General features: G+C 64.1%; 25 protein-coding genes. 13 read left to right on the top strand and 12 right to left on the bottom strand.

Annotated features, from left to right (window positions below; genetic code table 11):
* Positions 1–7: 7 nt before the first annotated feature.
* The 4 genes from AB6802_RS18440 to AB6802_RS18455 all read left to right on the top strand — a co-directional run bounded on the left by AB6802_RS18440 (position 8) and on the right by AB6802_RS18455 (position 3,390).
* A complete protein-coding gene (locus tag AB6802_RS18440; RefSeq protein WP_371011588.1) occupies positions 8–1,600 on the top strand; it encodes a heme biosynthesis protein HemY in 1,593 nt (530 codons plus the stop codon).
* Between the two features lie 32 nt (positions 1,601–1,632).
* Positions 1,633–2,109: a TerB family tellurite resistance protein gene (locus AB6802_RS18445; protein WP_371011589.1), complete on the top strand. Its 477-nt coding sequence runs from the start codon at positions 1,633–1,635 to the stop codon at positions 2,107–2,109.
* Between the two features lie 16 nt (positions 2,110–2,125).
* Entirely contained in the window at positions 2,126–2,842 is a 717-nt protein-coding gene (locus AB6802_RS18450) for a glutamine amidotransferase (RefSeq protein ID WP_371011590.1), read from the top strand.
* A gap of 143 nt (positions 2,843–2,985) precedes the next feature.
* Entirely contained in the window at positions 2,986–3,390 is a 405-nt protein-coding gene (locus AB6802_RS18455) for a VOC family protein (protein ID WP_371011591.1), read from the top strand.
* Positions 3,391–3,499: 109 nt separating this feature from the next.
* Here AB6802_RS18455 and AB6802_RS18460 read toward each other — a convergent pair whose 3' ends face one another.
* The 7 genes from AB6802_RS18460 to AB6802_RS18490 form a co-directional block, all read right to left on the bottom strand.
* Positions 3,500–4,738 (bottom strand): MFS transporter, encoded by a 1,239-nt coding sequence (locus tag AB6802_RS18460; RefSeq protein WP_371011592.1) that lies wholly within the window; start codon positions 4,736–4,738, stop codon positions 3,500–3,502.
* Positions 4,739–4,887: 149 nt separating this feature from the next.
* The gene (locus AB6802_RS18465; RefSeq protein ID WP_371011593.1) at positions 4,888–5,988 is read right to left on the bottom strand and encodes an aminotransferase class I/II-fold pyridoxal phosphate-dependent enzyme; all 1,101 of its coding nucleotides are present in this window, start codon (positions 5,986–5,988) and stop codon (positions 4,888–4,890) included.
* A gap of 108 nt (positions 5,989–6,096) precedes the next feature.
* Positions 6,097–6,558: a MucR family transcriptional regulator gene (locus tag AB6802_RS18470; protein WP_371011594.1), complete on the bottom strand. Its 462-nt coding sequence runs from the start codon at positions 6,556–6,558 to the stop codon at positions 6,097–6,099.
* 211 nt (positions 6,559–6,769) lie between these two features.
* The gene (locus AB6802_RS18475; protein ID WP_371011595.1) at positions 6,770–7,474 is read right to left on the bottom strand and encodes an ROK family protein; all 705 of its coding nucleotides are present in this window, start codon (positions 7,472–7,474) and stop codon (positions 6,770–6,772) included.
* Between the two features lie 121 nt (positions 7,475–7,595).
* Positions 7,596–8,972, bottom strand: coding sequence for a glucose-6-phosphate dehydrogenase (gene zwf / locus AB6802_RS18480; protein ID WP_371011596.1), 1,377 nt, complete (start codon positions 8,970–8,972; stop codon positions 7,596–7,598).
* 13 nt (positions 8,973–8,985) lie between these two features.
* Positions 8,986–9,999: a phosphogluconate dehydrogenase (NAD(+)-dependent, decarboxylating) gene (gene gnd, locus AB6802_RS18485; RefSeq protein ID WP_371011597.1), complete on the bottom strand. Its 1,014-nt coding sequence runs from the start codon at positions 9,997–9,999 to the stop codon at positions 8,986–8,988.
* 54 nt (positions 10,000–10,053) lie between these two features.
* Positions 10,054–12,462, bottom strand: a complete 2,409-nt coding sequence (locus tag AB6802_RS18490; protein WP_371011598.1) for a glucan 1,4-alpha-glucosidase — start codon at positions 12,460–12,462, stop codon at positions 10,054–10,056.
* A 196-nt stretch (positions 12,463–12,658) separates the two neighbouring features.
* Here AB6802_RS18490 and AB6802_RS18495 point away from each other — a divergent pair, with 196 nt between their 5' ends.
* The 4 genes from AB6802_RS18495 to AB6802_RS18510 all read left to right on the top strand — a co-directional run bounded on the left by AB6802_RS18495 (position 12,659) and on the right by AB6802_RS18510 (position 17,232).
* Positions 12,659–13,675: an ABC transporter substrate-binding protein gene (locus AB6802_RS18495; protein ID WP_371011599.1), complete on the top strand. Its 1,017-nt coding sequence runs from the start codon at positions 12,659–12,661 to the stop codon at positions 13,673–13,675.
* Positions 13,676–13,838: 163 nt separating this feature from the next.
* Positions 13,839–15,302, top strand: coding sequence for a sugar ABC transporter ATP-binding protein (locus AB6802_RS18500; RefSeq protein WP_371011600.1), 1,464 nt, complete (start codon positions 13,839–13,841; stop codon positions 15,300–15,302).
* 1 nt (position 15,303) lies between these two features.
* Complete coding sequence (locus AB6802_RS18505) at positions 15,304–16,281, top strand: ABC transporter permease (protein ID WP_371011601.1); 978 nt, start codon at positions 15,304–15,306, stop codon at positions 16,279–16,281.
* Between the two features lie 3 nt (positions 16,282–16,284).
* Positions 16,285–17,232, top strand: a complete 948-nt coding sequence (locus AB6802_RS18510) for an ABC transporter permease (RefSeq protein WP_371011602.1) — start codon at positions 16,285–16,287, stop codon at positions 17,230–17,232.
* A gap of 109 nt (positions 17,233–17,341) precedes the next feature.
* On the opposite strand, the gene ppa is transcribed toward AB6802_RS18510, so the two are convergent.
* The 5 genes from ppa to AB6802_RS18535 form a co-directional block, all read right to left on the bottom strand.
* Positions 17,342–17,878, bottom strand: a complete 537-nt coding sequence (ppa, locus tag AB6802_RS18515) for an inorganic diphosphatase (protein WP_371011603.1) — start codon at positions 17,876–17,878, stop codon at positions 17,342–17,344.
* Between the two features lie 190 nt (positions 17,879–18,068).
* Entirely contained in the window at positions 18,069–18,575 is a 507-nt protein-coding gene (locus tag AB6802_RS18520) for an N-acetyltransferase family protein (protein ID WP_371011604.1), read from the bottom strand.
* Positions 18,576–18,678: 103 nt separating this feature from the next.
* A complete protein-coding gene (locus tag AB6802_RS18525; protein ID WP_371011605.1) occupies positions 18,679–19,317 on the bottom strand; it encodes a TPM domain-containing protein in 639 nt (212 codons plus the stop codon).
* A 6-nt stretch (positions 19,318–19,323) separates the two neighbouring features.
* Positions 19,324–20,175 (bottom strand): YgcG family protein, encoded by an 852-nt coding sequence (locus AB6802_RS18530; protein ID WP_371011606.1) that lies wholly within the window; start codon positions 20,173–20,175, stop codon positions 19,324–19,326.
* Positions 20,176–20,345: 170 nt separating this feature from the next.
* Entirely contained in the window at positions 20,346–20,990 is a 645-nt protein-coding gene (locus AB6802_RS18535; RefSeq protein ID WP_371011607.1) for a LemA family protein, read from the bottom strand.
* 162 nt (positions 20,991–21,152) lie between these two features.
* On the opposite strand from AB6802_RS18535, the gene AB6802_RS18540 reads away from it, so the two are divergent.
* The 5 genes from AB6802_RS18540 to AB6802_RS18560 all read left to right on the top strand — a co-directional run bounded on the left by AB6802_RS18540 (position 21,153) and on the right by AB6802_RS18560 (position 24,340).
* A complete protein-coding gene (locus AB6802_RS18540; RefSeq protein WP_371011608.1) occupies positions 21,153–21,404 on the top strand; it encodes a hypothetical protein in 252 nt (83 codons plus the stop codon).
* A 12-nt stretch (positions 21,405–21,416) separates the two neighbouring features.
* Positions 21,417–22,301, top strand: coding sequence for a pyridoxal kinase PdxY (gene pdxY, locus AB6802_RS18545; RefSeq protein WP_371011609.1), 885 nt, complete (start codon positions 21,417–21,419; stop codon positions 22,299–22,301).
* The gene (locus AB6802_RS18550; protein WP_371011610.1) at positions 22,298–23,050 is read left to right on the top strand and encodes a DUF429 domain-containing protein; all 753 of its coding nucleotides are present in this window, start codon (positions 22,298–22,300) and stop codon (positions 23,048–23,050) included. The genes pdxY and AB6802_RS18550 overlap by 4 nt, the downstream gene beginning before the upstream one ends.
* Positions 23,051–23,187: 137 nt before the next feature.
* Entirely contained in the window at positions 23,188–23,829 is a 642-nt protein-coding gene (locus tag AB6802_RS18555) for a carbonic anhydrase (protein WP_371011611.1), read from the top strand.
* A 94-nt stretch (positions 23,830–23,923) separates the two neighbouring features.
* Positions 23,924–24,340: a nuclear transport factor 2 family protein gene (locus AB6802_RS18560; RefSeq protein WP_371011612.1), complete on the top strand. Its 417-nt coding sequence runs from the start codon at positions 23,924–23,926 to the stop codon at positions 24,338–24,340.
* Positions 24,341–24,401: the final 61 nt, after the last annotated feature.

Consider the following 24,401-nt stretch of genomic DNA (forward strand, 5'->3'; position numbering starts at 1 on the left):
TGGCCAGATGATCCGCATCCTCATCTTCCTCGCTGTCGTCTTTGCGCTGGGGCTGGGCTTTGCCTGGCTGGCCGATCGCCCGGGCGAGATGCTCATCACCTTCGGCGGCTACCAGTACCAGATCAGCCTGATGGTGGCGGCGGTGGCGATCGTTACCGTGGTCGCCGCGGTGATGATCCTGTGGTGGCTGGTCAAGTCGCTGTGGAACAGCCCCTACACGATCTCGCGCTATTTCCGGGTGCGCCGCCGCGATCGCGGCTATCAGGCACTGTCGACCGGCATGATCGCGGCCGGCGCCGGCGACGGCGCGCTGGCGCGCAAGAAGACCAAGGAGGCGGCGAAACTGATCAGCTCCGACCAGGAGCCGCTGATCAACCTGCTCGACGCGCAGGCCTCGCTGCTCGAAGGCGACCATGAAGGCGCGCGCGAGAAATTCGAGCGTATGCTCGACGATCCCGAAATGCGGCTGCTCGGCCTGCGCGGGCTCTATCTCGAGGCCGAGCGCCTGGGCGACCGCAACGCCGCGCGCCACTATGCCGGCCGCGCCGCGGCTGTCGCGCCGCAGCTTGCCTGGGCGGCGGAATCGACGCTGGAGGAATTGACCGAGCGCGGCGACTGGGACGGCGCGTTGAAGCTGGTCGAAACGCAGAAATCGACTCGGCAGATCGAGCGCGACGCCGCCAACCGCCGCCGTGCGGTCCTGCTCACCGCCAAGGCGCAGGCGCTGGTCGACAGCGACCCGAATGCCGCGCGGACCGCGGCGCTCGAAGCCAACAAGCTGGCGCCCGATTTCGCGCCGGCGGCGGTTATCGCAGCCGACATGGTTTTCCGGCAAAACGATGTGCGCAAGGGCTCCAAGATCCTGGAGACGGCGTGGAAGGCCGAGCCGCATCCGGACGTTGCCGAGCTCTACACGCATGCAAGGCCGGGTGATGCCGTGCTCGACCGCCTCAACCGGGCGAAGAAGCTGCAGGATCTGAAGAAGAACCATGCCGAATCCTCGATGGTCGTGGCGCGCGCCGCGCTCGATGCGCAGGATTTCGCCACCGCACGTCGCGAGGCCGAGGCCGCGATCCGCATGGACCGCCGCGAGGGCGCCTATCTGCTGCTCGCCGATATCGAGGAAGCCGAGACCGGCGACCAGGGCAAGGTGCGGCAGCTTCTGTCCAAGGCGGTGCGCGCGCCGCGCGATCCGGCCTGGGTTGCCGACGGCGTGGTCTCGGAGCGCTGGGCGCCGGTATCGCCGGCGACCGGCAGGCTCGATGCCTTCACCTGGCGCGCGCCGATGGAGCGGCTGGGACAGTTGATCGACAGCCATGAGGATAGGCCGGCGGCTGCGATTCCCGCGCCCGCGCAACTGGCCAAAGAGAGCGTTGTCGATGCCGACAATCACTCCGTTTCGGCCGACAGGCCGGACGAACCGGCAAGTTCGGCCGGCGGCGATCCGGTCAGGCCGGTCACGGCTGCCGGCTTTGCCGCGGTGTCTGCCGATGCCGAACCGGTTGGGCCGGCCGAGGAATTGACCCGGCTGCCAGACGATCCCGGTGTCGCGCCGGAAGACGAGGCGGAAAAATCGCCACGCCGGTTTCGGTTGTTTTGAGGCTGGGTTTGGTGGATAGGGAAAAACCGTCGATGTTCGAACGCGTGCTTTCATTCCTGAGGGATCTGCCGGGTGGCGAGGCCAAGCCCAGCGCCGACGATCCGCGCGTCGCGGCATCCGCGCTGCTCTACCACGTCATGAACGCCGACGGCGTACGCCAGGACGTCGAGTGGGAGCGGTTCAAGGATATCTTAGCCGAGACCTATTCTGTAAGTGGGGCGGAGCTCGATGCGCTGGCCGCGGCCGGCGAGCGCGCCGACAATGAAGCGATCGACCTCTACGCCTTCACCAGCGTGCTCAAGCGCCATCTCGACACCGAGGCGCGCAAGGGGTTCATCGGCTTGATGTGGGAGATCGTCTATGCCGATGGCGAACTCCATGAACTCGAGGACAATACGGTCTGGCGCGTCGCCGAACTGATCGGCGTCGAGCGCCATGACCGCATCGAGGCGCGCCGCAAGGCGGCAGCCGAGGTGCCCGGCGCGAGCGGCAAATCGAGCGACGAATAAGGGCCTTTCCTTTTCCATGGCATCGACACCAAGGCCGAGACCGAAAATCCTGATCGTGCTGCACCAGGAAAATTCGAGCCCCGGTCGCGTCGGCCACATGCTTCTGGAAGACGGTTTCGATCTCGACATCCGCCGGCCGCCGCTTGGCGACGACTTGCCCTGCACGCTCGCCGATCATGCCGGCGCCGTCGTCTTCGGCGGGCCGATGAGCGCCAATGATGACGAGGAGTTCGTGCGCCGCGAGACCGATTGGCTGGAAATCCCGCTCAAGGAGAACCGGCCGTTTCTCGGCATCTGCCTCGGCGCGCAGATGCTTGCCAATCATCTCGGCGGCAAGGTGGAAGGGCATGGCGAGGGGCTGGTCGAAATCGGCTGGTATCCGCTCAAGGCAACCGAGGCCGGCAAGAAGCTGATGCACTGGCCGGAGATGGTCTACCAGTTCCATCGCGAGGGTTTTTCGCTGCCCAGGGATGCAACGCTCTTGGCGACGGCCGAAACCTATCCCAACCAGGCATTTCGCTATGGCGACAATGCCTGGGGCATCCAGTTCCATGGCGAACTGACAAGGGTGATGATGCAGCGCTGGGTGGTGCGCGGCGCGCACCGCTTCGAGCTGCCCGGAGCCCAGCCCGGCCGCGACCATCTCGGCGGCCGGCTGATCTGGGATATCCATCTGAAGCGCTGGCTGAGCGAGTTTCTGGGGCGGATTTTCGGCAAGCCGGCCGAGGGATAGGGTAGACCCTAATTACGCTGGACAGCTTCCAAAGCCGATATTGCTTGGGCGACGTTTAAGGGGCGACTGATGTCGGCTGCAAGAAGCCAAATCAGAACTTTGCAACCTTGGCCGCAAATCCCTGGCTGGCTAGAGTTGGTACCATGCTAAATGCTATTCACCACGTCGCGCTCATCTGCACCGACTACGACCGGTCGCGACGCTTCTACGTCGAACTCCTCGGCCTCGATCTGATCCGCGAGGTCTACCGGGCGGAGCGGCAGTCATGGAAGGCGGATCTGCGGATCGGATCGGTCCAGCTGGAATTGTTCTCCTTCCCCGCACCAGTGGCGCGACCGTCCCATCCAGAGGCGACAGGCTTGAGACATCTGGCATTTTCCGTGGCGGATCTTGATCCGGTCAAAGCGCGGCTGGAAGCCGCCAACGTTGCCGTTGAGCCAATCCGAATCGACCCGTATACCCACCAACGGTTTACATTCTTCAGAGATCCCGACGACTTGCCGCTCGAACTTTACGAAGTCCCGGCAAGGAACGGGTCGCTTTCGTGACGACGTCATCGATGCGGGAAGGGCAGCGGGTCTGCTTCCAATTCCGGCCATCACGAGCGCGGCCTAACCGGCCCGAGCGTCGAGTGCAGCGGTTAGGTCAAGCGCTCGATCAGTGCCGGCTATTCAGATGCCGCACCTGCCTGAGCGCCGGGAACAGCCAGGCCCATAACCCTGCCACCGCAATCGCCCCGATGCCGCCGATCACCACGGCGGGCACCGTGCCGATCAGCGCCGCCATCGTGCCGGCGCGGAATTCGCCGACTTCGTTGGAGGCGCCGACGAAGACCTGGTTGACGGCGTTGACGCGGCCGCGCACCTCGTCCGGTGTCCACAGCTGGATCAGCGTCTCGCGGATGTAGACACTGAACATGTCGGTGGCGCCGAGGAAGGCAAGTGCCGCGATCGACAGCCAGGTGACGGTCGACAGGCCGAAGAGCACGGTAAAGGCGCCGAACGCCGCCACGAAACCCAGCATGATCTTGCCGGCATTGTCACGCAGCGGGTGGCCGGCGAGCCAGACCGCGACGCAGATGGCGCCGACGCCGGGCGCCGAGCGCAGCAGGCCGAGGCCCCAGGGGCCAAGCTGCAGGATGTCGCGGGCATAGACCGGTAGCAGCGCCGAGGCGCCGGACAGAAGCACGGCGAACAGATCGAGCGAGATGGCGCCAAGCACGATCTTCTCGCTCCAGATGTAGCGGAAGCCGGCAAACAGCGTCTCCATGGTCGGCTTGTCGGTGGCGCTCTGCTGAGCGGGCTTGGGAATGGTGAAGATCAGCAAGGCGGCAATCAGCATCAGCAAGGCGGCAACGGCGTAAGCGATCTCGGCCGAGACGCCGTAGAGCAGGCCGCCGGCGACCGGGCCGATGATCGTCGCCGTCTGCCAGGCCGACGAGTTCCAGGCAATCGCGTTGCCGAAATCTTCCGGCGGCACCAGATTGGCGAACAGCGAGGAAGAGGCCGGTCCGAAAAAGGCGCGCGCCATGCCGAACAGCGCCAAGACGACGAAGATCGGCAGCGGACTGACGAGGCCACGCAGCGTGAGGTACAGGAGAACGAGCGCGCAGCCTGCCTCAATCACGGTCGACAGCGCCATGATCAGGCGGCGGCCGAAGCGGTCGGCAACGACACCGGTGACCAGAACCAGCAACAGCGACGGCAGAAACTGGACGATGCCGACGATGCCGAGATCGAAAGGATCGCGCGTCAGGTCATAGATCTGCCAGCCGACCGCGACGGATACGATCATGGTGGCGAAGGTGGTGAGGAAGCGCGCCGTCCAGTAGCTAAGGAAGGCTTTGTGCCGGAACGCGGCATAGCGCTGATCTGGGGAAGATGCTTCGACAGTCATGGTTCAAGGCCCCGTTGCGACAGTGGCCGGCGGGGCACTTCCACGGTTGGCGCTGGTCCGGCGGGGAACCCTTTAACCCAGTTCGTTCTGCCGTGCGCGCAAAAAATCCGCGCCTGATCAGAGAAAATCGAAAATTTCGTTCGAGATGTTCAGGCCCTCAAAGCCGCCGAGATGGCTTCCAGTCCGCCGCGCAATTCGGTCTCCTTCGGCCAGCCGAAGCCGACGCGGAAGAAGCGCTTCGGCATCTCGAACCAATGACCGGGGCCGACATAGGCGCCGTGTTCGTCGAGAAGCCTGGCGTAGAAGTGGTCGAGATCGAAGCCGGCATCGACGTTCAGCCGCGGGAAACAGACGACGCCGCCTTGCGGCCGCACCCAGTCGACCAGCGGCTCGCCGTCGATCCAGGCCTGCACGATGTCGCGGCGCCTGGCTATGTCGGGCAGCAGCGAGGCGAGGAAGGCGTCGCGGCGCTCGAGCATGGTGCGGGCGATCGCTTCGTCGATGACGCTGCCGCAGATGCCGATCTGCTCCTTGGCGGCGAGGAATGTCTCCTGCAATTGCGGATCGCGGGTGACCAGCCAGCCGACGCGGATGCCCGGAATGCCGAACGCCTTCGACAGCGAGGAGACGCTGATGGCGCTTGGGCTGAGCGATGCCGCCGCAGGCAGTCGCTCGCCATAGGAGAGATCGCGATAGGTCTCGTCGACAAGCAGCCGACAGCGCCGGCTTTCGGCGAGCGCGATCAGCGCATCTAGGTCTGCACGGCTCATCATCGTGCCGGTCGGGTTGTGGGGGCAGGTCACGCTGATCAGCTTCGTGTTCGGCCGCAACGCGGTTTTGACGCGCTCGATGTCGATGGCGAAACCCTGGTCGAAATCGAGGTCGACATAGGAGATGGCGCAGCCGATCGCCTTGGGCGTCTCGATGTTGGTGGCGTAGTTGGGCCGCACGACCACCAGATGGTCGCTGACCGAGAGCAGCGCGGTGGAAATGATGAACAGAGCGCCGGCAGCGCCTGCCGTCACCAACACATGGTCAGCGGATAGGCCCTTGTCCTGCGCGGCGATCAGCGTCCGCAACTCCTTGTCGCCGCGGTGCTCGCCGTAGAACAGGGTAAGGTCAGGCAGCGCCAGGCCGATGTCGGAGAGCTTCTGGTCGGCGATCGAGCTTTCGGAGAGGTTGTAGCGGATGCGGTCGTAACCGTATTCCTCCGGCGCCTCTTTCTCGATCACCATCCTGGCGTAGTTCATCGCTGCGCTCCCCCAATGCCAGCTTATTCAAGCCACAAAAGCAGGAAGCCTGCCAAGGCGGATTTGCCGGCAGGCTTTCTTAAACCGTTGGTGCAGGGGCGGACTTTCTCAGGCCGTCGCCTTGGCCTTCCTGCCCTTGGCGGGCTTCACCGGCTCCGGTTCGGCCTTGCGGCCGAGGCCGATCGACTTGGCCAGCAGCGAGCGCGAGGCCGCGTAATTGGGAGCGACCATCGGATAGTCGGCCGGCAGGCCCCATTTGGCGCGGTAGGCCTCGGGGGTCAGGTTGAAATGCACGCCGATATGGCGCTTCAGCGATTTGAACTTCTTGCCGTCCTCGAGGCAGATAATGTAGTCCGGCGTCACCGAGCGCTTGGGGTTGACGGCAGGTACAGGTGGGGGTGCTGCGGATTCTTGCGGCTGGCTCAGTCCGCCGATCGAGGATGCGACGCTGGCGATAAGCTCGCCCAGACCCGAAACGGGCAGGCGGTTCTTGGCCACATACGCCGAAACGATGTGGGCTGTAATCTCGAGCAGATCGGCTTCTTCCCTGGCTGTGGTGTCCTCGTCCACGTCGTCCCTCCTTGTTGTGTCCGCAATGGCCGCAAAGACAACTCGGTCTTCGCGGGATGTAACCGTGAAGCGCAGCACTCCTCGTTGGCGCATCCGCAAAGGCGCATGATGCCGCTGGCTGCCGAATTCCTAGTCGGCAAATCTGCACAAAGCAACGATTCGTCGCGCCGTTACACGCTATTTTGAACAATTATACTGAATTGTAACAATATCAGATGATCAGCGCCTTGTCGCGCCAAAGTCGAAATCCACCCTCGAACGCGCGAGTGTTATCGCCGCGCCTGGATTTTTCAGGCAATTCGTCAAGCTTATCGACGTTTCCGCCACCGATGACGACATAGTCCGGCTGCAAGGCGGCGCGAAGCCTGTCGACAACGTCGAAAACGTATTTGCGCCATTTTTTCTTCCCGCGCTTTACCAGACCGCGCTCGCCGACATAGTCCTCGAAGCTCTCGCCCTTTTTGTAGGGAAGGTGGGCCAGCTCCATCGGCTGGCCGACATTGTTGATGACCATCGCAGCACCCAGCCCGGTGCCGAGGCCGAGGAAGAGCATGCGGCCGCCGTCATAGCTGCCGATCGCCTGCATCAGCGCGTCGTTGACGAGCTTCACCGGCTTGCCGAAGGCAGCGGTGAAATCAAAGCCATTCCAGCCCTTGCCGAGGTTGAAGGGATCGAGCGATGGTTTGTTGTCCCGCACCGGGCCGGGATAACCCATCGAGATCACGTCATAGTCCAGCCCCTCGGCCAGCTTCGTCACCGAGGCAACCACTTGCTGCGGTGTCAGGCTCGGCCCCGAATCGGTCCGGCGCATTTCGCCGCCGGCGCTGGTCAGGATCTTCACATGCGAGCCGCCGACATCGATCGTCAGCACGATCGGGGCGGTGGTCGCCGCAGCCGGTTTTGCCGCCTTTGCCATGCTGTTCCCCTCCCTACAGCGTTTCACCGTTTCACGGAAACGGCGAACCGCTCATCTATCTGTTTTGACGCAGTTCCGGACGGAAAATCGTTTCACACTTTTCCTGGAATTGCTCTGGAAATTATGTCGTCGGATTGATCCAGCCGTCGGGCGGGCCGAAGCCTTTCATCGCGTCGGCTGGTCCCCAGGTCCTGGGCGCATAGGTTGCCGGTGGCGTGGTGTCGCCCAGCACCGGGCCGACAATGCGCCAGGCCAGCTCCGCCGCGTCCTGGCGGGTGAACAACTGGCCGTTGCCGTTCATGGCGTCGCCGATCAACCGCTCGTAGGGCGGCATGTCGTTCTTGGTGTCGTCGAGCGCGGTCAGTTCGACCTGCTCGCCGACCATGTCGTCGCCGGCGCGCTTGCGCTGTGCGCCGATCGAGATCGCCACCTGCGGATCGATGCGGAAGCGGACGTAATTGGCGTCGCTCGGCTTGATCGGATCGAAGACATCGAGCGGCGGCCGCTTCATCCGCACGATCACTTCCGTCACATGCACCGGCATGTTCTTGCCGGCGCGGATGAAGAACGGCACGTCCCGCCAGCGCCAGGTATCAACGAAGAAGCGCACCGCGGCGAAGGTCTCGACCGGAGAATTTGGTCGCACGCCTGGCTCGGAAAGATAGCCGTCGAACTGGCCGCGCACGACGTCGTCCTTGGTCAGCGTGCGGATGGCGCGCAGCACCTGCACCTTCTCGTCGATCAGATCGTCGGCCGAGCGGCCGATCGGCGGCTCCATGGCGAGAAGCAGCAGGATGTTGAGAAGGTGGTTCTCGATGACGTCGCGGATGGCGCCGACATCGTCATAGAATTTACCGCGCCCTTCGACGCCGAAATCCTCGGCCATGGTGATCTGCACGCTCTCGACGAAATTGCGGTTCCAGATCGGCTCGAGAAAGGCGTTGGCGAAGCGGAAATAGAGCAGGTTCTGGATCGCTTCCTTGCCGAGATAATGGTCGATACGGAAGATCGACTGCTCATCGAACACCAGGTGCAGAACCCGGTTCAGCCAACGTGCCGATTGCAGATCGTGGCCGAACGGCTTTTCCACCATCAGCCGCGCACCATGCGCGGTGCCCGATTGTTCCAGCCCTTGCACGACGGTCTCGAACATGGTCGGCGGCACGGCCATGTAATGCAGCGGCCGCTGCGCCGAACCAAGTGCGGTCTTCAATTTCTCGAAGGTGGCGCTGTCGCGATAATCGCCGCTGACATAGCGCAGCAGCGAGGTGAACTTGCCGAACACCTTGTCGTCGATGGCGCCGAGCGCAGTGACGATGCCGTCGCGGGCGCGATCGGCCAGCTTGGCAAGGTCCCAGGGCTCGAAGGCGACGCCGATCACCGGCTCGGTCAGCGTCCCCTTGGCGACCATCTGGTAGAGCGCTGGGAATATCTTCTTGTGCGCAAGATCGCCGGTCGCCCCGAAAAGCACCAGCGTGTCGGACCGCTCCTGGCTCATGCCGCCTCCCCCCTCACGCGCCGGTCTTCGGCTTTTCAATATGGCCGCCGAACGCATAGCGCATGGCGGACAAGAGCTTGTCGGCGAATTGCGATTCGCCTTGCGAGGCGAAGCGGTCGAACAGCGCCGAGGACAGCACCGGCGCCGGGACGCCGGTGTCGATCGCCGCTTTCAGCGTCCAGCGGCCTTCGCCGGAATCCGATACGCGGCCGCCGAAATTCGCCAGGCCCGGATCGCTCTTCAGCGCGCCAGCGGTGAGGTCGAGCAGCCAGGAGCCGATGACGCTGCCGTGGCGCCAGACCTCGGCCACCTGCGGCAGGTCGACATCGAACTGGTAGTATTGCGGGTTTTCCAGCGGGCTGGTCTCGGCATCCGCCGTGCGCTGACGCTTGCCGGCATTGGCCGACTTGAGGATGTTCATGCCTTCGGCATAGGCGGCCATGACGCCGTATTCGATGCCGTTATGCACCATCTTGACGAAGTGGCCGGCGCCGCTCGGGCCGCAATGCAGATAGCCGAAAGCCGCGGTGCCGTCGGCCTTGGAGGGGTTGGTTCCGGCATCCGGCCCGGGCGCCAGCGTGGCAAAGACCGAATCGAGATGCTTCACGGCATCGTCGGGGCCGCCGATCATCAGGCAGTAGCCGCGCTCCAGGCCCCAGACGCCGCCGCTGGTGCCGACATCGACGAAGTTGATGCCCTTGACCGCGAGCTTGGCCGCCTGGTCGACCGCGTCGTGGTAATAGGAATTGCCGCCGTCGATGATGATGTCGCCCGGCTCCATCAGCGCCGCGATCTGGTCGACGATCTTGCCGGTGATCGCCGCCGGCAGCATCAGCCAGGCGCAACGCGGCTTGGCCAGCTTGCCGACGAATTCCTCAAGCGAGGCAGCGCCCACGGCGCCGTCCTTGACCATGCCGGCGACGCTTGCCGAGTTGATGTCGTAGACGACGCATTGATGGCCGTCGCGCATCAGGCGCCGCACCATGTTGGCGCCCATCCTGCCCAATCCCATCATTCCGATCTGCATGGTTTCATCCCGATTGCTTGAGGAAAGAAGAAACTATTGGCCGTGCTCACGTCATCATGATGCGTCAATGCCGACGCTGAAGTCGACATTCTCCCAACGCATCGCATCGGGCCAGAAAAAAGTGAAGACGATTGTGCTTCCTGGCTCCAGTCCGGCGACCGGCAGGTCGACCAGATGCACGCCAAACGCGTTTTCTTTTGTCCTGTGATCCTGGACCGTCAGCCAATTGTCGCTGCTCCAATGGACGACGCCCCGCGCCGAAAGCTCGACGCGCAGAACCTTGCCGACCGGGATGGAGCGGATCTTGTTGTTGAAGCGCCATATCCTGAGCGGCGAGCTTGTCTTGCCCTTGATGTAGCGCTCGACACCCTGCGGCGGCATGTCGAAGACCGCGCCGTCGCGCAGCGAACGCAACAGCTTGATGTGCTCGGCATGCGCCCAGACCAGCGGCATGGCGCTGCCGGACGGCTTGCCCGGCCACAACTCGCGCTCTGGCACGTCCGGGCTGTCCCAGACCTGTTCGGGCAAAAGGCCGCCAATGCCTGCGGAGCGCTCGAAGGTTTCCAGCAATGCGGCGGCCTTGTCCTTGCGCCCGGCCGCCAGTTCGTAATGCGCGCGTTCGCCGGCGAGCAGCGGCCAGGGCCGGCCTATGCCTGTGCCGTCGAAGGGCGCCCCGTCTTCGTGCTCGCCATAGCCGTCGCCATTGTAGCGGTACCAGAGCGGGCCTTGCGGCAGGTCGCAACGCAATTCGGCGTCGATGGCCTTGATGGTGCTCACGATGCGCGGATCGTCCGCCGCCCGCAAGCCGAAGCGAACCAGCGCCAGCGCGTCTGGGCTGATGATGGCCTCGGCCGGTCTGTCGGTGTCGCCCGGTGGACGGTTCTTGATCGGTACAAAACCGTCCTTCGGCGAGGCGGCGCCCGTGTCGTCGGGAGGTGCGATGCGGACGTAATAACCGGCGACGCCCTCGCGGGCACAGACTTCCGTGCCGGTGACATAGGTCCAGCGCTCGACCTGGTCGTTCCAGCAATCGGCGGTTTCGCGCAGATAATTTGCCGGCTCAGTTTTGCCGAAGACATCCAGCATATCGGCGGCGGCAAGCAAGGCCGTGATCTCGACGGCCAGCGCGAACGGGCTGTAGCCGGCATCTTCTTCCCAGCGGTCCTCACCGGTGACCGGGCCATTGCGCACGACGTAGGACGCCGCGCTTTCTATCATCGGCAAGAAGTCGGTCAGTTTCGCGCGCGGCAGATGGCCGGCGCGGCGCAAGGCGTCGGCCAGAAGCAGCGGAAAGGCGCACTCATCCATCTGGATGCCGGGCCAGTAAGCGGTGCCGTCCGACCAGACATTCTGCGGCCAGTGGCCGTCGGGCTGCTGGATCGAGCGCAAATAGGTCAGGATCTGCAGCGCTCGGCTGCCGTCGCCGGCGGCGAGGAAACCGCCCGCCGTCTCGACCAGATCGCGCGGCCAGACCAGGTGGTAGCCACCGAGGTCGTCGTCGCTCTTGTTGAAGCCCCACGGGATCGACAGGCTGGCAACGGCGGCGCCCGGTCTCGCGACCGACAGATGCGAGGCCAGAACCGCCGTGCTGACGCGGTAGGTGTTCGGCCCGGCGGCGGTGTGACGGTCGAGTTTTTCAAGTCCAGCCTGGAATTTTCGCCAGTTCTCGACATAGGTCGCGGCGGCCGCGTCGAAGCCCTGCTCGAGGCTGGCCAGCGCCAGATCGGCCGCCTCTTGCGGTGAAACGCCGAAGCCAAGCGCCAGCAAAGCCGTGGTCTTGCCGGCCGAAAAGCCGATCTCGCCGGTCAGCGCGACATTGCCGTCTTCGGCCCGCCGGCAGGAAGGATCGAGCGCGCCGCCGTTCTGCAATTGCTGCCAGCCGTCGGAAAAACCGACGTAACCGGCCGAACAGGTTTTCCAGGGCAGCGAGGAGACCAGCGCCAGGGAGACGCCGCGCCCCGTGGCGAACAGCATGCTCTGGCCTTTGTGTTCGCCGACCCAGGCGGTGTTGCCCATGCCGGCGTTGACGAGATGCGGCGCAAGCAGCGCGTAGACATGGTGGTCGGCCGCCGGGCCTTTCAGCGCGACGAACGCAATCTCCTGCAGCAGGACAGGCCGTTTCGGATCCGTAATGATGCGCTTTTCGATACGGTAGGCGCCGTCCGTCGCGGTGTTGGTCAGCCTGTAGCCAGGCACGCCGTCCTCGAAGGGCGCTATCGTGTGCGCGGCATCGCGTTTCTCTTCCGAGAAATAGCCGCCGGGGCCGGTGACGATCAGCTCCATGTCGCGCGTGCAGGCGGCGTCGAGACGCGGATAGTAGATTTCGTTCAAGATGCCGTGACTGATGGTGAACCAGAGCGGGCTCCTGGCTGAAAACGCGGTGCCGACGCCACTCTTGGCGCTTGACGTCCAGCGCGCCGGTATTCCGGGCGCGCCTTTGGCAACGGTCGGCGTTACTGCCATCAATTGGCCTCCTGTTGTGCTCCTAGACCATGGGCCGGCGGCTTTTTCAATCATCGCACCGCAAGTTGATCGAAGGCATGCCAAGCTTTGCAGTTGACAGCTTGCGGTTCGTCTGAATTTGTCTGACAATAGATAAAAAACAGGGACTTCGCGTAACGATCATCAGGCAAAACTAGCAACTTCGGGAGGAAATCATATGAGGAAACTGCTCGTTCTGGGTGCGTTGGCGGCCATGCTGGCCTCAGGCACCGCGCTCGCCGATACCAGCGGCAAGAAGATCGCCTTCTCCAACAATTACGCCGGCAATTCGTGGCGCCAGGCGATGCTCGACAGCTACGGCATCGTCACCAAGAAAGCGGTCGACGACAAGGTGGTCGGCGCGGCCGACGTCTTCACCACCGCCGACAAGGAAGTGCCGACGCAGGCCGCCCAGGTGCAGAACCTGATCCTGCAAGGTTATGACGCCATCGTCATCAACGCCGCTTCGCCGGATGCGCTGAACGGCGCCATCAAGCAGGCCTGCGATGCCGGCATTACCGTCGTGTCTTTCGACGGCACCGTGACCGAGCCCTGCGCCTACCGCGTCGTCGTCGACTTCAAGGACATGGGCAAGCAGGAAGTCGAGCAGATGGCCAAGTTCCAGCCCAAGGGCGGCAATCTGCTGGAAATCCGTGGCCTGGCCGGCACCTCGATCGACGATGCCATCCATGCCGGCATCCTCGAAGGCGTCGCCGCCCATCCCGAATTCAAGATCGTCGGCTCGGTGACCGGCGACTGGGACCAGACCACGGCGCAGAAAGCGGTGGCGACCATCCTGCCCTCGCTTCCCGATGTCGTCGGCATCGTCGACCAGGGCGGTGACGGCTATGGCGCAGCCCAAGCCTTCGCCGCCGCCGGCAAGCCGCGCCCGACCATCATCATGGGCAACCGCCAGGATGAGCTGAAGTGGTGGAAGGAGCAGAAGGACAAGGACGGCTACCAGACCTGGTCGGCTTCTATCGCTCCCGGCGTCTCCTCGCTCGCCTTCTGGGTGGCGCAGCAGGTGCTCGACGGCCGCAAGGATATCCCGCACGATTTGCTGGTGCCCTATCTCGCCTTCACCCAGGACGATTTCGAGACCGAGTTGCCGAAAATCAAGGAAGGCGGCGTCGCCACTCACGAATACAGCCAGGAAGACGCCATCGCGGCGATCAAGGCCAACATCAAGCAATAGAGCATGATCCCGAACCGAAGGTCGGCGAAGCAAAAAGTGTGCGGCGGTTTTCGGAAAAGATCATGCTCAAACAGGAGACAAAGTGGGATGATTTTTCGAAGAAGGGTCATCTCACTTTGGTGAGCGCATTGCCGTCCGCATCGCCAACCGGATATCGTTGAGCATGCTCCAGGCTGTTGCGGATATCGTCAGGCTGGACGGCGCCGAAAAGCATTTCGGCGCCGTCCGCGCTCTCAATGGCGTCGATTTCCATGTCGGCGCCGGCGAATGCGTTGGGCTGGTCGGCCATAACGGCGCCGGCAAGTCGACGCTGATGCATATGGTGGCCGGCACGCTGCGGCCGGATGGCGGGCAGATCGCCGTGCGCGGCAATGCGGAGGCGGGTTATTCCGTGGCACGCGCGCTTCAGCTCGGCATACGCTGCGTCTTCCAGGAGCTGTCGCTCTGCCCTAACCTCAGCGTCGCCGAGAACACGCGCATCAACCATTCCGCGCTGACCGGTTTCGGCTGGCAGCGCAAGGCAGCCAACCTCATCCGGGCGAAGCTCGACGAGATCTTTCCCGACCACGGTATTTCCGCCGACGACATTGCCGGCGACCTGTCGATCGGCCGGCGGCAGATGGTCGAAGTGGCGCGGGCTTTCACGCTGACCAGCGAGCCGTTGCACCTGGTCATCCTCGATGAGCCGACGTCGTCGCTGGACGCGCATACGGCGGGCCAGCTGCTCGCTTTCGTGCGCCGTTTCGTGGCTGCGGGCGGCAGCTGCATCCTGATCTCGCATGTGCTGGGCGAAGTGCTGCAAAATGCCGACCGCATCGTGGTGATGCGCGACGGCAAAGTGGTCGCGGCCGATGCCGCAAGCGCCTTCGACCGTGACAAACTGGTTGCCGCCATGGGCGGCGCGGAAGGTCATCGGAAGGCCGCAACGGAAGCCCGCAGGGCCGAGGCTGGCGCGCTGCGGGTCAAGGCGCGCCCGGCGCGCCAGCAGGACGGCAAGGAACTGGTCGCGCGCGCGGGCGAGATCATCGGCCTTGCCGGGTTAGCCGGCCACGGCCAGACCGATCTGCTGCTGGCAATCTTTTCAGCCGCCTCCCGGGCCAAGACCGGCATCGAGGTCACGGCGCCGGTGGCGCTGGTCGCCGGCGATCGCCAGGCCGACGGTATTTTCGCGCAATGGTCGATCGCACAGAACATCGGCATCCGCTCGCTGTCCCGCTTGCGCAACGGGCTGCTGATCTCGCCGCAGCGCGAGGCCGAGCTGGCCGAAACCTGGAAGACCAAGATCGGCATCCGTACGCCGGACATGAACAACAACATCTATTCGCTGTCCGGCGGCAACCAGCAGAAGGCGCTGTTTGCCCGCGCGCTCGGTTCCGACGCCGAGATCGTGCTGATGGACGACCCGATGCGCGGCGTCGATATCGGCACCAAGCTCGAAGTCTACGATCTGGTGCGCGAGGAGGCCGCCAAAGGCCGCACCTTCCTCTGGTACACCACCGAAACGGAAGAGCTCGACAATTGCGACCACGTCTATGTGTTCAAGAATGGCCGCATCGTCGCCAATCTTAGGCGCGACGAGCTGACGGAGGAAAAAATCATCCAGTCCTCATTCGGCGACGCGGCCTGAGATGACGGCGATCGCTCCCGGGACAACTCCGAGGTCTTCGCCGCGTGGCGGCGCCGCCAGGGCGCGCATGCTGCGCAGCCTTTTGCCGGCTTTGTCGCTGGCTCTCGTGCTGATGGCGATTGCCTGGCTCAACCCGCGCGCGATCAGCTATTTCGGCTTCAACCTGATGCTCAACCTGGCGATACCGATCGCATTGGCGACGATCGCGCAGATGTTCGTCATCGCCGGCAACGAGCTCGATTTGTCGATCGGGACTTTCGTCGGTTTCGTCGGCTGCGTCACCGCGACATGGCTGCGGGATGCGCCGCTGCTCGGCATCGTTGTCCTTCTGGGCTCGATCGGCGTCTATGCGCTGCTCGGCGCGCTGATCCATCTGCGCAATCTGCCGTCGATCGTGGTGACGCTCGGCATGAGCTTCGTCTGGCAGGGGCTTGCCATTCTCGTCCTGCCCAAGCCTGGCGGCAAGGCGCCGGACTGGCTGCTTGCGATCATGTCGTTCAAGCCGCCCTATATCCCGTTCCCGATCCTCGCGGCGCTGATCATCGCCGCCGTCGTCCATTTCGGCCTGATGCGGACCTCCTATGGCGTCATCCTGCGCGGCTCCGGCGGCAATGCGGCGGCGCTCAGGCGCGCCGGCTGGTCGCTGCTGAGGGCCAAGATCGCGCTGTTTGCGCTGACCGGCCTGTTCGGCGTGCTGTCCGGCATGGCGTTGATCGGCATCACCACTTCGGCCGACGCCAATATCGGCAATGGCTACACGCTGCTTTCGATAGCCGGCGTCATACTCGGGGGTGGCGAGTTCGTCGGGGGGCGGGTGTCGCCGATCGGCGCCGTGCTTGGCGCGTTGACGCTGGCGCTGGCCGCCTCGCCACTGCTCACCTTCATGCACATCCCGCCCGACTGGCAGGTCGCCGCCAACGGGGCAATCCTGATCATCGTGCTGGCGGCGCGCGTCCTGATCAGCCGCAGGGAACGGTAAGCCATGGTCTCGCTGCGGACGCTGCTGGAAAAGCCCTGGATCTGGTCCTTCGTCGGCGCACTTGTCGTGTGGCTCGCCACCATCGTCTTCACCGGCGGCTACGGCGCCGGCGGCATGATCACGGCGGCGCTGTCGCTTGCCGTCTTCACCGTCATCGTCGGCGTCGGCCAGATGTTCGTCATCACGCTCGGACCAGGCAATGTCGACTTGTCGCTGCCGGCCAATATCGGGCTGGCGAGCGCGGTGGCGATGAAAGTCATGGGCGGCAGCGATACGATGATCGTCGTCGGGCTGCTGGCTGCGCTTGCCTGCGGCGCTGCGATCGGCGCCATCAATTATCTCCTGATCTGGGCGCTCAGGATTCCGCCGATCATCGCGACGCTGTCGGCGAGCTTCATCATCCAGTCGGTCGACATCAGCTATGGACGCGGCCTGCAGATCAAGCCGCCGCCCGGCTTTGCCGACTTCACCAACTGGCAGGTCCTCGGCATTCCCGTGCTGGCGCTGCTGACGGTTCTCTTCACCATCGGCGCGGCGCTGGCGCTGCAGCGCATGATCTATGGCCGTTCGGTGCTGGCGATCGGGCAGAACATCCGCGCCGCCTGGCTTGCCGGCGTCAATGTCGGCCGTATCCGGTTCCTCACCTACACGCTGTGCGGCGCGCTGGGCGGCATCGACGGGGCGCTGCTTGCCGGCTATTTCCGCGGCGCCAATGTCGATATCGGCAACGAATATCTGCTCGCCTCGATCGCGGTGGTCGTCATCGGCGGCACATCGGTCGCCGGCGGCAAGGCCAATGTGCCCGGCGTCTGGGGCGCCGGCCTGTTCCTAGTGCTGCTGCTCACCATGCTCAACACATTCGGCGTCAGCGCCGGCGTGCGGCTGCTGCTCACCGGGCTGATCATCGTCGGCGTCATCACCGCGGCCGGCGGCGAGAAGGCGGTTCGCTAGAGCGTTTCACCGTTTCACGGAAACGGCGAACCGCTCTATCTCTTTGTTTTTGTCGCAATTTCCAGGCGGAAAACCGCTCATAATTTTCCTGAAATTGCTCTAAACTTGCTTAGCCCTTGGCAGCCTTCGCCCGTGCGATCGCGTCGACAATCATCTGCTTGGCATATTTGGAATCGTGCCAGCCCTCGATCTTGACCCATTTGCCGGGTTCGAGATCCTTGTAGTGCTCGAAGAAGTGCTGCACCTGCTGACGGGTGATGTCGGGCAGTTGCGTGTATTCAGTGACGTTCTCGTAGCGCAGCGTCAGCTTGGGCGACGGGACGGCGATCACCTTCTCGTCCTGGCCGGCATTGTCCTCCATCACCAGCACGCCGATCGGCCGCACATTGATGACGCAGCCCGGCACTAGCGCGCGCGTGTTGCAGACCAGTACGTCGATCGGATCGCCGTCGCCGGACAGCGTGTGCGGCACGAAGCCGTAATTGCCGGGGTAACGCATCGAGGTGTGCAGGAAGCGGTCGACGAACAATGTGCCGGCCTCCTTGTCCATCTCGTACTTGATCGGCTCGCCGCCGATCGGCACCTCGATGATGACGTTGACGTCGTCGGGTGGGTTCTTTCCGGTGGGAATGGCTTCGATGCGCATGGCAAAAATCCCTCTCTCGATTGAAAAGACCGATAGCGGGGGACGCGTCATGGTGCAATGCGTCGAATAGTGCGCAGCGCTAACGGAATCGCACAGTTTGTGATGGCCTGTAATCTGTCTTTTTGTTTTGACGCAATTCCGGACGGAAAACCGCTTCGCACTTTCCTGGGATTGCTTTAGCCGACGCTCGTCATTCCCAGACGAACGCGACCTTCTTAAGCGCCTTCTGCTCGAAGACCTCGACGCCTTCGGCGACATCGCGGCCGCCATTGCCGGCATAGAATGCCAAAGCGTTCTGGTTGTCTTCGAGCGCCCACACCACCATGCCGCGCAGGCCATGGTCGGCGAGGCGCGCCTTGGCGGCCTTGAACAGCCTGCTGCCGAGCCCGATGCCCTGATATTCCGGCCGCAGATAAAGCTCGTAGATCTCGCCCTGCTGCCTGAGCTCGCGAGCGCGGTTCTTGCCGATCGTGGCATAGCCGGCCACGGTGCCGCCGATCTCGACCACCAGCACGGTGGCGGCGCGGCGAATCGCATTCGCCCACCAGTCAACGCCGCGGCGATTGATCATCGAGGTCAGCGTGCGGTGCGGGATGATGCCCGAATAGGCGCCACGCCACGCTTCCTGATGCACTTCGGCAATGGCGCTCGCGTCGCGAGGTTCGGCTTTGCGGATGTCGATGGTCAGCGTGTTCATGATTGGTTAACCATAAACCCGCATCGCTGACTTGCAAAGAGTCCGGCGCATCCGGCCGACGATTTCGCACAGGCGAAAGACGCGTCACCAGCGACAGGCGTTGTCAGATTTCGACGAGGTGATCGTCGAGTTCGTTGGTGTCGCCGGCAGTGACCGGGAAATGCTCGGCGAGCACCGCGCCGACCGCTTCGATCGCCTTCACGAAACCATTGGCCAGCTGATCGTCGCCGGCATGTTTTGTGAGGTCGCGCACCACGCCGTCCCAGACATGCTGGCCGACCTTGGCGTCGATGCCGGCGTCGGCAACAACCTCGGCGTAGCGCTCGGCGATGGAGACGAAGACCAGCACGCCGGTGCGCGCCTGGGTGCGGTGGACGTTGCGGCCCAGGAACTGCTTCACCGCGTTGGCGTGCGCCGCCTGGTAGCGCAGCCGCTTGGGCACGAAATGAATGCGTATGGACGGCAGCAGCCACAGCAAGATGAGGGTGGACACCAGCGCAAGCAACTGCGCCAGCACGAAATGCGGCAGCCGGATGGTCAGCCACCAGGCCTCCAGCCCATAGGCGACAGCGAGGCTGGCGACGAACAGGCCGAGTGTCGTCATGAAGGCGGCGGGAAAGAAATAACCGTCGCTCGAATGCGCGACGACGCAGTAGATTTCGCCGTCGGTTTTGGCCTCGGCGGCGCGGATCGCCTCGGCGATACGCTCATGGTCCTCGATGCTGATCGGTCGTGTTGCCATGGTGCCTCACCAGCTTCCCGAGGAGCCGCCGCCCCCAGACGAGCCGCCGCCGCCGGAAAAGCCGCCACCGCCGCCGGACGACCAGCCGCCGCCACCCGACGACCATCCGCCGCCGGAGGACGACGAACCGCTGCTTTGCGAGAAGGTCATGCCCAGCCAGCGATAGCGGCCGGGTCCGATCTTCTGGCCGAAGACACGCGGCAGGATGGCGAGCGCGATGCTGCCGAAAAAGATCAGCACCCAGATCGTGATGAAAACGGCGAAGAACAGATTGTCGGAGTTGAACGGCGCCTGCTCATTGCGCTTGCCGCGCGCCTCCAGCTCCTCCGGATTGCCCTCCAGCACCATGATCATGTCGTCGACGGCCTTCGAGATGCCGCCGGAAAAATCGCCGGCGCGGAAGGCCGGCACCATGTCGTTTTCGATGATCAGCTTGGTGTGCAGGTCGGTCAGCGTGCCTTCCAGGCCGTAACCCACCTCGATGCGCATCCTGCGGTCGTTGGGCGCGACCAAGAGCAGCACGCCATTGTTCTCCTTGGCCTGGCCTAGTTTCCAGAAACGGAACAGCCGGTTGGCGTAGGGCTCGATCTCCTCGCCGTCGAGGCTGGGGATGGTGGCGACGACGATCTGGTCGGAGCCCTTGGTCTCGAAGTCGGCGAGCTTCTGCGTCAGCGCGGCTTTGGTGCCGGCGTCGATGATGCCGGCATTGTCGACGACGCGGCCGGTGAGGGCAGGGAGGTCGGCGGCGAAGGCGAAGACGGGGAGGAGGAAGAGGCAGAAGACGCTCAGCAAAATGCCAACGAAGGAAGGGTTGGTGCGAGGGCCCCCTCTCTGTCCTCCCGGACATCTCCCCCTCAAGGGGGGAGATTGGACGTCACCTTGGCCTTCGCCAATCTCCATCGCTGCAAGGGGAGCGCCGTGGGCGACACAGCCAATCTCCCCCCTAGAGGGGGAGATGTCCGGCAGGACAGAGAGGGGGGCGAAGGAACGCAACGCTGACGGGCTCAATTAGATTTTAGCCGAGCCGCTCACCCGCCCTGCTTGGTGGTCGTGCCGAAATCGACCTTCGGCACCTGCATCTTGTCTTCATCGACGGTGAAGGTGGCGAACGGCTCATTGCCGCGGAACCAGAAGGTCGCCCACAACACGGATGGGAAGGTCTTCAGCGTCAGATTATAGTCCCGGACCGCCTGGATGTAGTCGCGCCGGGCCACCGCGATGCGGTTCTCGGTGCCTTCGAGCTGCGCCTGCAGCGCCAGGAAGTTCTGGTTGGCCTTGAGGTCGGGATAGGCTTCCGACACCGCGATCAGCCGCGACAGCGCGCTGGTCAGCCCGGCCTGGGCATCCTGGAACTTCTTCAGCGCTTCGGGGTCCTTCAGAGTGTCGGGCGTCACCGTGATTTGCGTCGCCTTGGCGCGCGCCTCTACGACCGCGTCGAGCGTGTCCTTCTCATGCGAGGCGTAGCCCTTCACCGTCTCGACCAGGTTCGGGATCAAATCGGCACGGCGCTGATACTGGTTGAGCACTTCGCTCCAGGCCGCCTTGGCGTTTTCTTCCGCCGTCGGAATGGTGTTGTAGCCGCAGCCGGCAAGCAGCGGCAGCACGAAAACCAGCATCAGGAAGGCAGGAAGGTTGCGAAGGGCGGAGGGTGGTGCGAGGCGCTCGACAATCATGATTGGTCCCTCTGGGGAAGTTGCATGCGAAGCATTACCACAATCCGCGCACAAGAAAACGACCCCGCGATGACGGGCCGCCGCGCCTGGCTCATCCCGCTGCAAGGCCCTGTGAATAGAAGTATGAACAGGCTAAGCTCGCGCTGCGAAAGGGCAATTGCCATGGCGGAACGCCAGGACCACGAGCAGGAATCGCGCCGCATCCTCGAGCGTGTGGCGCGCGAGACGGCGCCGGGCGGCACCCCATTCGTGGTGCGGGCGGCGAAGGATGCGCGTGACCATATGACGGCGGCGGATGCCGACCGCGCGGACCCGATCGAATATTGGGGGACCCGCGTTGGCCGAACGCTTGGCTTCATCATCGCCATTGGGCTGCTGGTCTGGCTGGTGTATGCAGCCACGCGGGGTGGCTAGGACCGAAATTTCATGAACGCAGAAAAAGCCGACGCGCCGCGCGCGGTCATCGTCATCTCCAGCCATGTCGCCCGCGGTTCGGTCGGCAACCGAGCCGCTGTGTTTGCGCTGGAGACGCTGGGCTTCCCGGTCTGGGCGGTGCCCACCGTCATTCTGCCCTGGCATCCGGGACACAGCCGCGCCACGCGCATCGTGCCGCCGCTCGACCAGTTCAAGGCGCTGATGGCCGATCTCGAACGCGCACCCTGGCTGGGCGAGGTCCGGGCCGTGCTGTCAGGCTATCTCGGCGAGGCCGGCCAGGCTGAGGCCGTCGCCTCGCTGGTCGCCGCCGTCAAGGCGAAGACGCCGGACGCGCTCTATATCTGCGACCCGGTGATGGGCGATTCCGGCGGGCTCTACGTGCCGGAAGCGACAGCGGTAGCGCTGCGCGACAGGCTGATGCCGATCGCCGATATCGCCACGCCGAACCGCTACGAGCTCGAATGGATGGCGGGCGCGCCGCTGCCCGACATCAAGTCGGTGACGGCGGCGGCCCTTCATGCCGGACCTTCCACCATGCTGGTGACCTCGGCGCCGCCAATGATGAATGGCAGCATCGCCAATTTCCTGCTCGACGGCAGCCAGGCGCTGCTTGCCGAACACCGCTTGATCGACAAGCCGCCAAACGGGCTTGGCGACCTGACGGCCGCCGTCTATCTGGCGCGCATCCTGTCTGGACAGCCGCCGGTCAAGGCGCTGCAGTCGACCACAGCCACCGTCTTCGAGATCCTGGCGCGTACGGCAAAACGCGGCGGCGACGAGTTGCAGCTCGAGACCGACGCGCAAAGCCTGTCGCATCCGATGGCCATGGTGCAGCTGCGCCATCTTCTCCATCCCGGGCGCGACAAACGCGCGTGAAGCTCGCTGGCGTCGATGGCTGCAAGGCCGGCTGGATCGCCGTCCATCGCGAGCCCAGTGCCGCACCTTCGGTCTCGGTCTTCCCGAGCTTCCAGATGCTGCTGGAGGCCTTGCCGGATGCATTGATCACCGTTGACATGCCGATCGGCCTGCCGGATTTATCGCGCAAGGGCGGACGCGGACCGGAAGCGCTGGTGCGGCCGCTGCTCGCGGCGCGGCAATCGAGCGTCTTCGCCATCCCATCGCGTGCGGCGCTCTATGCCGATATCAGCGACTTCACGACGCTTGAGGCCTGGTATGCGGCCCATCGGCGCGCCAGCGACGTGGCTTTGGCCACGTCCGATCCGCCTCGCGGCGTTTCCATCCAGGCCTTCGGCATTTTTTCCAAGATCCGCGAGATCGACCAGCTTCTGATCGCGCGGCCCGACCTGCGCGGCCGCATCTTCGAGTCGCATCCCGAGGTGGCTTTCTGTCGCCTGAATGGCGGTATGGCGATGGCGCTGCCGAAGAAGATCAAGGGCGCCGCGAACCCGGCCGGCATGGAGGAGCGCAAGGCCTTGCTTAGCCGGCATGGTTATGAGCCCAGCTTTCTCGACCAGACACCACCGAGGGGTTCGGCCAGCGACGATTTCCTCGATGCCGCCGCCATGATGCTGATCGCCGGCCGTATCGCCAGCGGGGACGCGCGGTCGTTTCCGGATCCGCCGCTGACCGACCGTTTCGGCATTCCCGTCGCCATCTGGGTGTGAATTTCAATGTGCGCGCATCGCGATTGCGACCAAGCCATCCGCAATTCGGCATTGCCCGCGATGGGCATTTGCCGTTAGAGCCTGTCTCGTTCGCAACGAGCTGCCGCCTCCAACCCCCGGAAAGGCTCTAGCCACCAATGCCGCATCTTCCCGAGCATCTGCTGAACGGCTACCGCAACTTCATGACCGGCCGCTATCCTTCCGAGAGCGATCGCTACCGTTCGCTGGCGCGAGAAGGCCAGGCGCCCGAGACGATGATCGTCGCCTGTTGCGATTCCCGTTCCGCGCCGGAAGCGATCTTCGACGCTGGGCCAGGCGAGCTGTTCGTGCTGCGCAATGTCGGCAATCTGGTGCCGCCCTACGAGCCCGACGGCGAATTTCACTCGACCTCGGCCGCGCTCGAATTCGCCGTGCAGAGCCTCAAGGTCAAGAACATCGTGGTGATGGGCCACGGCCGCTGCGGCGGCATTCGCGCCGCGCTCGACACAAAGTCCGCGCCGCTGTCGCCGGGCGATTTCATCGGCAAGTGGATGAGCCTGATCGCGCCTGCCGCCGAAACCGTGTCGTCGAGCACCTTCATGACGGCGACGGAGCGGCAGACGGCGCTGGAGCGCATCTCCATCCGCTATTCGCTCGCCAATCTCAGGACCTTCCCTTGCGTTTCCATCCTCGAAGGCAAGGGGCGGCTTTCGCTGCATGGCGCCTGGTTCGACATTTCGACCGGCGAGCTCTGGGTGATGAACAAGGATACCGGCGATTTCGAGCGACCGGAGCTGTAGAGCAATTCCAGGAAAAGTGTGAAGCGGTTAAGTTCGGCGACTTCGCCGTAACTCTCCGTCCGGAATTGCGTCGAAAGGAGATAGAGGAGGCGTGATGGATCGGATCGGGCGGAGGCCCCTTCTCGCGGCGCTGCTGCTGCTATTCTCGATCATGGGCGCCAGCGCCGATGACGGCGCCATCATCGACCGCTGGTATTCGGCGCTTCTGGTCGCCGACCGCAGCGAACTCAGAGAGCTTTTGGCCGACGATGCGCGCATGAAGCTCGATGATATCGGCGTCATCCAGACCAAGCAGGATTTCATCGCTTCGATCGACGAATGGCAGGGCGCGGTCGCCGGCGCCACGATCCGCCACCGCATCGAGAAGAGCGCGAATGGCGAAACCACGGTGCTCGCCTGCTACGACTTCCCGGGAAACGACACGCTAATGCGCGAAACTTTCCTTGTCGCCAGCGGCCGCATCATCGCCAGCACTCAGACAGCGGTCGCGCAGGACTGCAGCGACTATTAAGAACCGATGTTGCGCGGCGCCGAGCACCGCCCTACATCCGGGTGACCCGCCCGCATCATCC

This window comes from Mesorhizobium sp. RCC_202 (assembly GCF_041355295.1).
Classification (GTDB): Bacteria; Pseudomonadota; Alphaproteobacteria; order Rhizobiales; family Rhizobiaceae; genus Mesorhizobium.